We start from the raw sequence: 14,336 nt of genomic DNA, 5'->3' as shown, positions 1-14,336 counted from the left end.
ATACTGTTTAAATCGATTTAAAATTAATTCATTCAATTTATGTTAAGAACGTAATTTATAATTTATTAAATCACAACGATTAAATGGTTATTATTTAATATTTAAAAAGAGATGCACTATCCGATTGGATAGTGCCTTAGTTTATTACTTTGCATGTTATTTACAAGCATAAGATCGGTCTCTAAATCCTGTTGAACGAGACCATGAACTCATATAAGAAATCATACCATCTAAGACAGAAACAATAATTGCTTCATCTTTACCAGAACTATTCTTTCGTGTTTCATTGACAAAAAACCAACCAGATACCCACTTAGATTTTGGATAAGTATTAGGAACCAGTCTTCCCCATTCACCCGCTACACCATTTCCAATACCCCTTATAAATACATTAAATTGAATATCTCTATTTTGTACATTAATATCTGATGGGGTCTTATCAAAGTCCAAAGAATTTTTGGAGTACCAAGTGTTGGCATTCAAGTCGTTACGTCCGACAAGTGATTTATTCTTTTTTGTGCATCTTTCGCTAAATTGCTTAACCTGATTCTCCGCTTCGGATGTGATTAGTTCGCCTGGATACACCCACAATGAAATTTTAAATTTATATTTAAAGGTATAGTTTGGATCCGATTTGAGAGTTGCTGTTATGATGATCTCATCTTCTGGTTGTGATTTGTCAACAAATGTAATCATACCGATTTTATCAACCGTAAATGCACCATTATTATAACTAATAGAATAATTATAATCCTCTTGTGAGCCCCCCATTACCAATTGGAATTGTGCTCCCTCAAATCCGGTTGTTGGGAAAGTTTTATCTGAAACAGTAGGTTTTACTTTATAACCGAGATTAGCAACATAATCTGCTGTATATCCTCCACCGAATCGCTCATTTGGTTGATCTTGTTTAGCGCCATTAATACCAATGCCTGTGAGGTTCCAAGCATCAGCATCACTATAGTCCGCTTTAATGGAGCGCCATTGTGTAGTAGGATCGACAATTAAACTATTAGGTTTTGCATAACACATGCCAACAAAAGCAAGTTGATAAGCTTTGATTATAGAAGCTTGCTGAACAGGATCACTTGTATTGGGATGACCATATTTTGTGTGAACCTGAATATTTTTGCTGATAATTTCCAATGTTAAAGGCATTGCATATTTATTGTTATGGCATCCAACATTCTGATAATCGTTGGCGTCTATCTGTCTTTGGTTATTATCCCGCCAGATAAAGGTTAACTCTTGAGTAACCGGAATGTCAGCAAAACCATCCCCATCAACATCATAATATTCACCAGTTGAATCATTTATCGCTTGACGTTCAGTAAAAAAAGTTTTCATCTTAAAATCGTTAAGATTAGTCATTGGGTTATCAAAATATAGAATTGAATCACTTTGTATATTACCGATAGATTCACTATAATCTGTTTGGTTATAGGTAAATCCTAATTTATTTTTAACTGAATCAGTTATAAAAAATTCTGGTGGATTGCCTTGAATTGATTTTGACGACGTCGAAGAAATTAATGCATTTGCTATATTGATATTACTGAAAACTAATAAAAGTAGGACAGGGGGTATTTGATAAATTAATTTTGGTGCGATAACAGTTAGCAATTTTATAATATAGTTTAATTTTATGAAGTTTGGGCTAGTATTATTTTTATATATTTCCATTCTAATATCTTCTTTTTATTTTTTTGATTTATTAGCTAAATACTGATTAAAATTATTGTATAAAGCGTTTATTAGAATCTCATCATAAGATTGTATGCGAAAGAATTCAAGTAGGCTGTAAAGTATTTGTTATTATTGTAATATTTTCTATAATCATTTTGCTATAAATATTGATCTTTATTTTATTTTTGGCAGAAACTTCTTAAGTTATTATAAATAAATTTTTACAAATTTCCGATCCTTTAGTATCTAGCATAATTGCTGCTTTTAAGCCAGTCTCTAACATCACTTCACGTCAATTTCTAATCTAATCGCCTTGTTAATATAGTCACCATGTGAAAAGTTTAACCGCATAACATTAATCGCTGTATTTAAAGGTTTGGTTAGCATTTCTTTAGACTCTGATTTAAGTCCGATGATATATACAATTTTAGTTCTTTCGTAATGATTTCAGCTGTTAAGTTAATGTAAAAAATAAAATATTTATGGATTGTTTAAAATTAGGAATAAAAAAACAATGACCAAACATTGGTAGAATTAAATTATGGTTGTCTGTGAAATAATTACAAAGCTAAAAACACTGTCGATAAGGTTACCTGTTTTTTTGTTGATAATGTTTTCGCAAGATTAACTCGTAAACATTATAAATTATTGCTGCTTATTACATAACATTAATATATTGATTTGGCACTTCGAATATGGTTTTAAATAAGATAAATATTGATTAAATACTGTTTAGATTGATTTAAAATTAATTTATTCAATTTATGTTAAGGACGTAATTTATAATTTATCAAATTACAACGATTAAATGGTTATCATTTGATATTAAAGATATAAAAGCACTATCGCCTTGGATAGTGCCTTAGTTTATTACTTAACAACTGCTTGACAAACAAAAGATTTGTTCGAAAATCCGTTCCATAGACTTGGAAGAGAAACCATTCCATCGTAGCTGGATACTATTATTGGTTGAACTTTTCCACCAGTTTCTTTATTCTTTATAAAATCTCTGTTATAGTACCAAGCATATCCCCATTTAGATTTTGGATAAGTATCAGATGTCTTTTGACCTGGTTGAGCCAATCTTCCCCACTCAGTTATTACCGAACCGAGAGCCCTTGTCATTACATTATATTCGAAATACTTCACAGTAATGCCACTTAAATCCCTATAAGTGGCCAACACTTTGTTATCGTTGATACATAATTGCTTCATCTCTTCAATTGTAAAATTAAACGATTCATCATCAAATATTTTCATCGGATATAGCCACTTGGCAATTTTGAAATTATATTTGAAGGTATAGTTTGGATCCGATTTGAGAGTTGCTGTCATGATGATCTCATCTTCTGGTTCTGATTTATCAACAAATGTAATCATACCGTTTTGATCAACCGTATATTTACCACTATTATAACTAATAGAATAATTATAATCCTCTTGTGATCCGCTCATTACCACTTGAAATTGTGCTCCGTCAAATCCTGTATATGGGAAATGACTAAGTGTATTATTTCCCGGTTTAAATTTAAATCCATGATAAGGGACATAATTTTTCGCATATCCTCCGCCATAAAATAGCACCGATTCAGTTTGACTGGCGCCATTAATATTAACGCCAGTGGGATTCCAACCAGAAAGACCGGTTTTGTCGGCTTTAACGGCGCGCCACTGTGTAGTAGGATCGACAATTAAACTATTAGGTTTTGCATAACATATGCCAACAAAAGCAAGTTGATAAGTTTTAATTATAGGCTGAACAGGATCACTGGTATTAGGATGACCGTATTTTGTGTGAACCTGAATATTATTGCTGATAATTTCCAATGTTAAAGGCATTGCATATTTATTGTTATGGCATCCAATATTCTCGTAATCATTGACGTCTATTTCTTTATTGTTATTATCCCGCCAGATAAAGGTTAAATCTTGAGTAACCGGAATGTCTGCAAAATCATCCCCATCAACATCAAAATAATCGCCGGTTAAATCATTAGTTGTTCTACGTTTAGTAAAAAAGGTTATCATCTTAAAGTCGTTAAGATTAATCATTGGCTTATTAAAATATAAAATTGAATCACTTTGTACATTACCAATAGATTCACTATAATTCTGGTGATTATATTTAAACCCTAATTTATTATTAACTGAATCAGTTATAAAAAATTCCGGTGGATTGCCTTGAATTGTTTTTGATGATGTTGTAGAAATTATTGCATTTGCCATATTAATATTACTGAAAACTAGTAAAATTAGGGCTGGGGATATTTGATAAATTAATTTTGGTGCGATAACTGTTAGCAAATTAATAATATAGTTCAATTTTATAAAGTTATGGCTAGTATTATTTTTATCTATTTCCATTCTAATACCTTCTTTTTATTTTTCGATTTATTAGTTAGAATCAACTAATTTAAATCTTATCATAATCATTGTTCAAGTTAGCTATTGAGGAATTTTTCATTATTGTGATGTTGCAGCAAGGTATTGTCTATATCGGTTTGATATAAATATTAACAATATATTTACAAATACATATAGAAATTAACATGAATAATCTATAAAAAAGAAAACCCGATGAAAACATCGGGTTTATTCACCAAAAAGATTAATAAGTTAAGTTAGTTTTATGAATGATTAGACGCGGTGAACAGAAGTTGTATTGGTAGTACCACTGGGAACTAATGCACCAGATACCATTACCACGATATCGCCAGATTTTACATATCCTAATTTAACGGCCATATCTTTTCCTAAACGATAGAAATCATCAGTTGATTTTATAGCATCGATAAGAACGGGTTCAACCCCTTTAGTGAGCAATAATTGATTGATGGTTTTTTGACTGGAAGATAATGCTAATATTTTTGCTTTTGGGAAATAGTGACGTACTTCTCGAGCTGATTTTCCGCTACGGGTCGCAACAATAATTAACGGCGCATTTAATCTTTCAGCAATTTCTACTGCACCACAACAAACCGCTCCAGTAATTCTAAGTTTTTCAAGTGCTTGTAATTCTAATGAAGCTGAAATTGTTTTATCCGTACGTTTACAAATTGTTGCCATAACTTGCACAGTTTCTAAAGGATATTTACCTTTAGCACTTTCACCAGATAGCATTACGGCATCAGTGCCATCTAAAATTGCGTTAGCGACATCGCCAGCTTCAGCACGAGTAGGGCGTGGATTTTTAATCATGGAGTCAAGCATCTGGGTGGCAGTAATAACCGGTTTAGAGGCTTTAATACATTTTTTGATCATCATTTTTTGGGCGAAAATCACTTCTTCAACTGGAATTTCCACACCTAAGTCACCACGAGCTACCATGATACCATCTGAAGCTTCTAAAATTTCGTCAAAATTATCCAATCCTTCTTGATTTTCAATTTTTGAAATGATCTTAATGTCTTCACCGCCATGGTTGGCTAAATGTTTACGAATATCTTCGACATCAGAACGTTTACGAATAAAAGATGCAGCAATGAAATCAACGCCTTGTTCACAACCAAAGATTAAATCTTGTTTGTCTTTTTCAGCTAATGCAGGTAATTTAATAGACACGTTTGGTAAGTTAACACCTTTGTTTTCACCTAAATCACCGTTATTTAAAACTTTACAAATTACTTCATTACCTTTGATTTCTGTAACTTCCATGGCAATCAAACCATCATCAACTAAGACTCGATTACCGACACTTAAATCTTCAGCAAAACCTTCATAAGTAACAGCTACACGTTGAGAATTACCAATTACCGATTTGTCCGTGGTAAATGTAAATGTTTGACCAGCAACTAAAGAAACATCGTTACCACCTTCAAGTTTGATAGTTCGAATTTCAGGTCCTTTAGTATCTAGCATAATTGCTGCTTTTAAGCCGGTTTCTTGCATTACTTCTCGTAGATTTTTAATTCTACCGCCATGCTCATCATAGTCACCATGTGAAAAGTTTAAACGCATTACATTCATACCTGCATTTAAAAGTTTGGTTAACATTTCTTTAGACTCTGATTTAGGCCCAATGGTACATACAATTTTAGTTTTTTTCATAATGATATCTGCTATTAAGTTAATGTTAAAAATCAAATATTTGCGGATTGTTTAAAATTAGGAATAAAAAACCAATGACTAAGCATTGGTAGAATTAAATTATGGCTGTCTGTGAAATAATTACAAAGCTAAAAACAATGTCGACAAAGTTACCTGTATTTTTTGTTGATAATGTTTTCACAAGATTAACTCATAAACAATATTAATAATTGTTGCCTATTATATAGCATCAATTTTTTTTATAAAGAATTTTATGATGTTTATTCAACTAATCTTATTATAATTAGAACAATCTTTATACCATTATTGATAATATTTAAATGCGAATAATTAAAAGAAAAGATGTTTCCCTTTAATTAAAACATCTTACATTAAATCTTTAAGTTCGAAATATAAATCATTGGTTTTATCTTTCAATTGTAAAAGGGTATTATCATAGCCTTGTTTAATTTCAACAGTTGCCCCATTTTTGAACATTTGATAAATAATGGTATCTAGATTATTCAATTGCTGATCGTCGCACAATTTTTGAGTAGAAGAAAAATCAGCACTTTTAATGACATCTCGATTTAAAGAAGCTTGTCCAAAAAACTCATTGCACATTTTTCCGTTATATGTCAGTTTTTCACTAAACTCGATGAAGGCTTGTTTTTCTGGCGCTACTTCTTCACCATTTGCTTTAATGAGAGTAAAACGATGATGTTGTAATTCAACAGTTAGGATCGATTGTTTATCTTGTTTATCACAACCATTTAGTAATACAGTCGTTGCGAGTAACACAAATAAACCATAAAATTTTTTCATAATTTTATTCCTCATCTAGCAAAATAAGTTAAAACGATTAAACCAATATAACATTACCATAAATCATTTAAATGAGAGTTAACGTTTTGCAAATTTCCCATTACTTAATTGAACTTTTGCAATAATTATTAATTAACTTAAAAAATTTATAACAACTTCATAAATACAAAATATGCTTTATTTTTATCAAATACAAGAAGAATTTCATAAATTAGGTACAAATTCTTAATAAAAAATTTATATTAAATAATGAGTTATGTTTTTAAGGTGGTGACATACAATAAAGCTGTTATTAAACATAATATGAAACTAGAGAAGAGCAAAAGTGGTATCAAAACATAAGGAGTAAGACAATGATAGATGATGATTAAGCATTATTTTTCACTATGTGATGTACAACCGGGTTAACATATTAACCATTAGCAGCAATTACCTAGTTATGCATTATAAAAAAGTTTGGTTAAAAACTTTGGCGAATTTGGTTGATTTATTCAAAGTTGAGCTGGATAAAATGGAATTTTTTATGAAACTGCGACAAAATTATTCTAACAATTAGTTATTACACATGGCGATTATTTAGTGGTTGAGTAAGTTATATCAGCGAATGGTGAGCAATTAAAATTTGCTATTTGTGATAGTCAGCGTTATCTTGGTTGTCAAATAAGAAAAGGGTAATATTGTAGAATAAACTAGAAATATAATTTAGCTTACAGTTGGTTTTTATTCAATTATTTGAGCGTAAACAGCGTTGCATACTAAACCTATTCAGCTCGGTAAGATGGAGATAAAAAGTGAAAAATATGCTTATTGTTATGATCTTTTTTCCTTTATTTTCTTGGGCTTATATCATGCCAAATTGTTCTGATGAGAAAGTAACTAATCGGATAAAACAATATATAACAGATAAAATGATAGCGGTCTTTTTGCAACAAGATCCAAGTTTAAAAAATGATAATTTGAAATATGCTTTTCATATTTATGTTAACAATATAATAACTCAAAACATGAATAAAAAACTAGGTTCATATATTTGTAATGCTAATCTTGAAATTTATTTTTTAGATAAGGAATTTGCTAAATTTCCTATTAGCTATCGTGTAAAGGATGCTGAAAATAGTGATGAAGGTTTTTACCTTACTTTACGGTAAACTTTTTAAGTTAACACACCGCCCATAAATCAGCACTTTTTATATATTTTTTAACTTTTTTCAAATTATCTAAATTAAAATATAAATTTGGTTGTGATAATTTTGCTTATCCCCTAAGAGCTTATCGACAACCTAGAAATTTTCAGAATTATTTTAATATACTTATTATCAATTTTGCTTACTGCTATGAAATTCATAACAATAAGTTAATGGTTGCTCTACTTGTCAATACTTGAAAAGTAATGCCACATACTATTGTTGTTAAGGCATAACCCTAACCGCTACATTTTTGTTTAATTAGCGGCACTATATAATAATTTCAATAAACTAAATAAAATTTGTTATAATAATTAACAAATTTAAATAATTTATGAAGATTTGATCGATTTAAATTATGCCTTATTATCAACATATAAAAGAATTATTTGGTAAATTAGAATCAGTAACTCTAAAACAAAAATCAAAATTAAAAAAAGAGTTAATACTTTTATCAAAGCAAAAATCTTGCGATGAAGTTGCTTTCTTAGCCATTAAAGAACAAATTGAAATGGCCAATTGCGAATTTGCCAATCGCCAACAACGTATTCCAAAATCAATTAATTATCCAACTGAATTACCTGTAAGCCAAAAGAAATCTGAGATTTACAATGCTATTCGAGACAATCAAGTAATTATTATAGCTGGGGAAACAGGTTCAGGTAAAACGACACAGATCCCTAAAATTTGTTTAGAACTGGGGTTAGGCGTAAAAGGGTTTATTGGTCATACCCAACCAAGGCGGTTGGCTGCTCGATCGGTTGCTATACGATTGGCCGAGGAATTGAAAAGCGAAGTAGGCGATCTGGTAGGTTATAAAGTTCGTTTCAGTGATAATGTACAAGAAACAACACTGATAAAACTGATGACTGATGGAATTTTATTGGCTGAAGTTCAACAAGATCGTTTATTAACGCAATATGATACCATTATTATTGATGAAGCCCATGAACGAAGTTTAAATATTGATTTTATTTTAGGTTATTTAAAGCAGATTTTAAACAAACGTCCTGATTTAAAAGTCATTATCACTTCAGCGACTATAGATGTAGAACGGTTTTCACGCCATTTTAATCATGCACCGATAATTGAAGTATCAGGACGTACTTATCCAGTTGAAGTCCGTTATCGTCCTTTTGTCAATGATGAAGATAGTTCTGATGATTTTCAAGCAATAATTAATGCAATTGATGAGTTATCAGTTAAAGATAAACTTGGTGATATTTTGATTTTTCTCACCGGAGAAAGAGAGATTCGTGACTTAGCCGAGGTGTTGAATAAATTAGATCTACAGCATACGGAAATTGTACCATTATATGCTAGATTATCTGCTTCAGAACAGAATCGCATTTTCCAAACACATAAAGGACGACGTATTATTTTATCTACCAATGTTGCTGAAACTTCGTTAACAGTACCTGGTATAAAGTTTGTTATTGATCCTGGTAAAGCACGTATTAGTCGTTATAGTTATCGTACTAAAGTTCAACGATTACCTATCGAACCAATATCACAGGCATCAGCTAATCAACGTAAAGGTCGATGTGGACGAACATCAGAAGGTATCTGCATTCGCTTATATGATGAACAGGATTTTCTTAGTCGTCCTGAGTTTACGGAGCCAGAAATATTACGTACGAATTTAGCATCCGTAATTTTACAAATGATAGCGTTAGATCTGGGAGATATTAACGCATTTCCATTTATTGAAGCACCGGATAAAAGACATATAACCGATGGTAGTCGAGTTTTAGAAGAATTAGGTGCAATTTATAGTAAAAAAAATCGTCTTCATTTAACTAGAATAGGGCGAATATTAGCACAATTGCCAATAGACCCACGTTTTGCTCGGATGTTAGTTGAATCTCGCCAACATACTAGTGTTAGAGAAATTATGATTATCACAGCAGCTTTATCGATACAAGATCCGCGCGAACGCCCGTTTGATAAACAACAAGCAGCAGATTTGAAACATCAACGTTTTGCAGATAAAAATTCTGATTTTATAAGTTATCTTAACTTATGGAAATACATTGAGGAACAACAGAAAAGTTTAACGAATAATCAATTTCGCCAGTTGTGTCGCAAAGAATTTTTAAATTACTTGCGCATTAAAGAATGGCAGGATGTTTATACTCAGATTAGACAAACGATAAAACAGATTAATTTTCCAATTAATACTCAAGATAGTGATTATCCAGCCATTCATAAAGCCATATTAAGCGGATTACTTTCTCATATTGGTATGAAAGATTTGGAAAAACTAGAGTATCTTGGTCCAAGAAATATGAAGTTTTCAATTTTTCCAGGTTCTGCATTGTTTAAAGTATCACCAAAGTGGTGTGTTGCTGGTGAATTGGTTGAAACAACTAAATTATGGGGTAGAAATATTGCTAAGATTGAGGTTGACTGGATTGAGCCTTTAGCTGGCCATCTTATCAAAAAGCAATATAATGAACCACATTGGTCAAAAAAGCAGGGTACAACCCTAGCGATTGAAAAAGTAACGTTATTTGGTTTACCAATCGTTTCTAATCGATTAGTCAATTATAGTCAAATTGATCCTAAATTAAGTCGTGAATTATTTATTCGACATGCTTTAGTAGAAGGTGACTGGGACGGTAATTATGATTTCTACCATAAAAATTTAAAACTAATTGAAGAAGTAGAATTACTTGAACATAAATCACGTAGACAAGATATTTTAGTTGATGAATCTACTTTATATCAATTTTATGATGAGAAGATACCTTCGACGGTAATATCAGCAAAACATTTCGCCGTTTGGTGGAAAAAAGAAAATTTACGTCATAGCGATTATTTGGTGTTTGATAAAAAAACATTAATTAACCCTAAAGCAATTAAAGTATCGGATCAAGATTATCCTGATTATTGGTTATATGACAATAATCTTAAATTAAAGTTAAGTTATCATTTTGATATTGGTGGTAAAAGAGATGGAGTAACCGTTACTATTCCATTAACTATTTTAAATCAAATTGAAAATACAGAAGTATTTCAGTGGCAAGTCCCTGGGTTTCGTCAGGAATTGATTATTGCCTTAATAAAATCATTACCTAAATCATTACGTCGTAATTTAGTGCCTGCACCTAATTATGCTAAAGCCTTTTTAGAAAGGTGTAGTTCTTGTCAACAGGACTTTTTATCAACACTTGAAAATGAATTTAGGAAAATGACGGGGGTCTCCATAACTAGAGAAAATTGGCAATTATCAGCAATCGATGATTATTTAAAGATGACGTTTAATATTGTCGATGAAAATAATCAAACCATTATTATGGGTAAAGATCTTCAATCTATTAAACAACAATTGAAAGATAAAATCCAAAAAGTGTTAAGTAATGTAACTCAAGTAACCAATAGTGAGATTGAGAAACAACATCTTACGCAATGGGATTTTGGTGATATCCCATCAGTTTATGAGAAAAAGCAAAAACATTATACTGTTAAAGCATACCCAACATTAATTGATGAAGGTGATTATGTAGCTATTAAATTAGTTGATAGTCAACAGGAACAGTATCATTTAATGTTAGCGGGTATTCGGCGATTAGTTTATTTAAATATTCCGTCACCAATCAGATATATGCATGAAAAACTTCCTAATAAAGTTAAACTCGGGTTATATTTCAATCAATTTGGTAAAATAGATGACTTAATTGATGATTGTATTTTTTGTGGAATCGATTATTTAATTAAACAGCAATCTGATGGCTTTATCTTTCAACAACATTTATTTCAACAATTATTAGTTTCGGTAAAAGGTACCATTAATGAATTAGTGGTTGAAATAGCCAAGCAAGTCGAAAAAATTTTAACCTTAAATTATGAATTAAATAAAAAACTGAAAGGTCGTGTTGATTTAAATATGGCATTATCTTTTGCTGATATAAAACAACAATTATCACATTTAATATATAAGGGTTTTGTGGCTGATTTAGGATTTCAAAAGTTGCATGATGTTTATCGTTATTTACAGGCTATTGATAAACGTATCGAAAAACTATTTATTGATCCCAAACGTGATAGCGCTAATTTAATGATCATTAATCGCGTAGTTAAGCGTTATACTGCGTTAATAAATAATCTGAGGCAATATAAAGGGCAGGAAGATAAAATTGCTCAGATCCGTTGGATGATTGAAGAGTTGCGGATTAATCTATTTGCTCAACAAATTGGAACAGCATTTCCTATTTCTGAAAAAAGAATCAATCAAGTCATTGATGAATTTAATAAATAAAGAAGAGGGCAGAGCCTCTTCTTTTAGTTTTATTTATATAAGAAACGCAATGTCAACGGTAAAGATCAACATATATTGTTTTATTAGGTCCTCTGCTATCTTGAGCAATGCGTGATATGTGGTAGTATTTTGCGCCTTTTGCTAACGCTTTTTTACCAGCATTAAATGATATTTCTTGTTCAGAAACGTAATAACCTTTAAATTTGATGGTATCAAATGGTACCATTTTTGCTGCAGTCGCATCATTTAATTCTTCAATTTTAGAACCATCCGGTAAGGTAACAGTATAACGTGATGATCGTTGCTGAGGAAGAATAGACGGTTGAGTACTGTTTTCATCAGTTTTTGCCGTATCAGTTGTTGCGCTATTAATTGCCGCAATCTTGGTGTCTGTTTCAACTGAAGTGTTTTGATTCTTGGCTTTAGTTGTTGTTACATTTTCAACGGTATTATTAAACTTCTTAGCATAGAATTGTTCATTGAATGCTGTAGAGGAATAATAACCTGGGCGCTCAACTTGCATTGCAGCCTCTCCACCTTGTGCTAAAGCAAGCTGGCCGGCTTCAGAATCATAAGGGATTGCATTTTCTGGTTGAATTTTGCGCTCGGGAGCATCTTTTTTAAATAAATAAGCGGTAATGTTTTGGTTACCACCATTATCTTCGATTGAACGATCGATAAAGAAAGCATAAGCCTGTTTTTTAGCTGCTGCTTTTGCTACTGCGGTATTTATTTCATATTGAGTCGGAAAATAACCGCGCAATCTAACAATGTCAAAAGGTTCAAAATGTATAGCTGTGTCTTTAGGATACTCTAAAACCCCAGAAAAATTTCTAAAGTTATGTTCCGTTTTATCAATAGACTGGGCATCAGATTTATATAATTTTGCATAAACGATACGTAGTCCATCATTGCTTGGTGCTACATTGGTACTTGTGATATAAAAATAAGCAGCGCCTTGTTTATCTGCCGCTTTGGAAATTGCTCGCACTTTATCTAACTCGCTGTAATATAAACCACGAATAGAAATTTCTTTAAACGACTGTAATGAATTAGCTTTTTCTGGGGTGAGTTCCTGAGCTGCAAATACTATATTGGAAGATAAAGTAGAGAATAACAGGGCAGCCAGACAAGATTTCTTTAATTGTTTCATATAAAATTCATTTCCCATTTTTGTGACAATGTCACTTGTGATATTCTGCAAACTTTATTAATGCAGATAGATCCTTAATCGAAATATATTTTCCTCGTGCTGTTAGAATATTTAAATCTTGCATACGAGTCAATATACGACTTATGGTTTCTATCGTTAATCCTAAATAATTTGCTATATCACTACGACTCATGGAAAGTTTAATATTTAAAGAAATATGCCCACGCCGTGCATATCTTAAATAAAGTGAATAAATAAAGGTAGCTACTTTTTCTTCAGCATTTTTCTGGGAAAAACATAAAATTAATTGTTGATAATCTTGAATGTCTTCACTCATTAGTTTCAAAAGTGTGTTTTGCATATGTGTATTTTGAGAAACTAACCCTATCAGTTCATTATATTTTAGTTCACAAACTAAGGTATTCGTCAAAGCACAAACAGAGTTATTATATTTTAAATTATGAATACTATTTAAACCGATGATATCACCAGGAAGATAAAACCCATTTATTTGCTCTTTACCATTAACTGTAATATAGGTTTTTACGGCTCCACTATTAATAATATATATTTTATCCAAAGGTGTACCTTCATCAACAATCACTTGATTTTTAGCGATTTCCTTTTTGCGATTAATAAAATTATCGAGGGTGTTTTCAAGCAACTTTGGTATACAAATAGAGGGGCCTATTCGGCAAAACTCACATGAAACAGAATAACTTTTACTGCGTATTGGCTTATATATATCGTGCATAAAGAATCTATATCTTGTTGTGAAATATAATTTTTATGCGAACGAGAGTAACATTTTTTATTAGGTTTTTAAAGGATTCATATCAATATTAACGAATATTTTTAAATTTTATTAATAATTTGAAAAAATACAGTGATATTTGGTCGGTTAAGTTATGTATTTTTAGCCTCAGATGATTCAAGTTATATAACGGCAGAGACCTTTGGCGTGACAGGGGGAGCTCATATCAACTGATGTGAGTATATGTTAAGGGCTATAAATAGCCCTTAACGATAATAGGTAAGATTCTGTATACAAAAGAGATATAAAAAGAATCAACATTAAAGTTTTATAATTAAACAGATTGAATTTCAAACAAAAACTTGAAGGGTATAAAGGATTTAATAGAAAATATAAAGTAAAGCTTAAATTATTAATTAATAGTCTATTTAACATAATATACATTAT

General features: G+C 31.1%; 8 protein-coding genes and 1 pseudogene. 2 read left to right on the top strand and 7 right to left on the bottom strand.

All coding sequences use genetic code 11. The features are described 5' to 3' along the window. Positions 1-156: 156 nt before the first annotated feature. The 5 genes and pseudogenes from FcAc13_RS05790 to FcAc13_RS05770 all read right to left on the bottom strand — a co-directional run bounded on the left by FcAc13_RS05790 (position 157) and on the right by FcAc13_RS05770 (position 6,537). Positions 157-1,683 (bottom strand): hypothetical protein, encoded by a 1,527-nt coding sequence (locus tag FcAc13_RS05790; protein WP_187755268.1) that lies wholly within the window; start codon positions 1,681-1,683, stop codon positions 157-159. Positions 1,684-1,912: 229 nt separating this feature from the next. Then, positions 1,913-2,073 (bottom strand): annotated as a pseudogene (locus FcAc13_RS12395) (pyruvate kinase); the annotation flags it as partial. Positions 2,074-2,556: 483 nt separating this feature from the next. Next, entirely contained in the window at positions 2,557-3,912 is a 1,356-nt protein-coding gene (locus FcAc13_RS05780; RefSeq protein WP_187755267.1) for a hypothetical protein, read from the bottom strand. Between the two features lie 411 nt (positions 3,913-4,323). Beyond that, on the bottom strand, positions 4,324-5,733 hold the full coding sequence (gene pykF, locus FcAc13_RS05775; protein ID WP_187755266.1) for a pyruvate kinase PykF: 1,410 nt from the start codon (positions 5,731-5,733) through the stop codon (positions 4,324-4,326). A 366-nt stretch (positions 5,734-6,099) separates the two neighbouring features. Further along, complete coding sequence (locus FcAc13_RS05770; RefSeq protein ID WP_187755265.1) at positions 6,100-6,537, bottom strand: META domain-containing protein; 438 nt, start codon at positions 6,535-6,537, stop codon at positions 6,100-6,102. A gap of 791 nt (positions 6,538-7,328) precedes the next feature. Between FcAc13_RS05770 and FcAc13_RS05765 the strand changes: the two genes are divergently transcribed. Next, positions 7,329-7,685: a hypothetical protein gene (locus tag FcAc13_RS05765; RefSeq protein ID WP_187755264.1), complete on the top strand. Its 357-nt coding sequence runs from the start codon at positions 7,329-7,331 to the stop codon at positions 7,683-7,685. Between the two features lie 394 nt (positions 7,686-8,079). Beyond that, a complete protein-coding gene (gene hrpA / locus FcAc13_RS05760; protein WP_187755263.1) occupies positions 8,080-11,982 on the top strand; it encodes an ATP-dependent RNA helicase HrpA in 3,903 nt (1,300 codons plus the stop codon). Between the two features lie 52 nt (positions 11,983-12,034). On the opposite strand, the gene FcAc13_RS05755 is transcribed toward hrpA, so the two are convergent. Together FcAc13_RS05755 and FcAc13_RS05750 are read right to left on the bottom strand one after the other, a co-directional pair. Beyond that, entirely contained in the window at positions 12,035-13,135 is a 1,101-nt protein-coding gene (locus tag FcAc13_RS05755; RefSeq protein ID WP_187755262.1) for a YdgH/BhsA/McbA-like domain containing protein, read from the bottom strand. 31 nt (positions 13,136-13,166) lie between these two features. Then, positions 13,167-13,889 (bottom strand): cyclic nucleotide-binding domain-containing protein, encoded by a 723-nt coding sequence (locus tag FcAc13_RS05750; RefSeq protein WP_187755261.1) that lies wholly within the window; start codon positions 13,887-13,889, stop codon positions 13,167-13,169. Between the last annotated feature and the right edge of the window lie 447 nt (positions 13,890-14,336).

Source organism: Frischella japonica, from assembly GCF_014489845.1.
Lineage (GTDB): Bacteria > Pseudomonadota > Gammaproteobacteria > Enterobacterales > Orbaceae > Frischella > Frischella japonica.
Note: the sequence above shows the minus strand (reverse complement) of the source record. Positions and strands in the feature narration are given on the sequence as shown.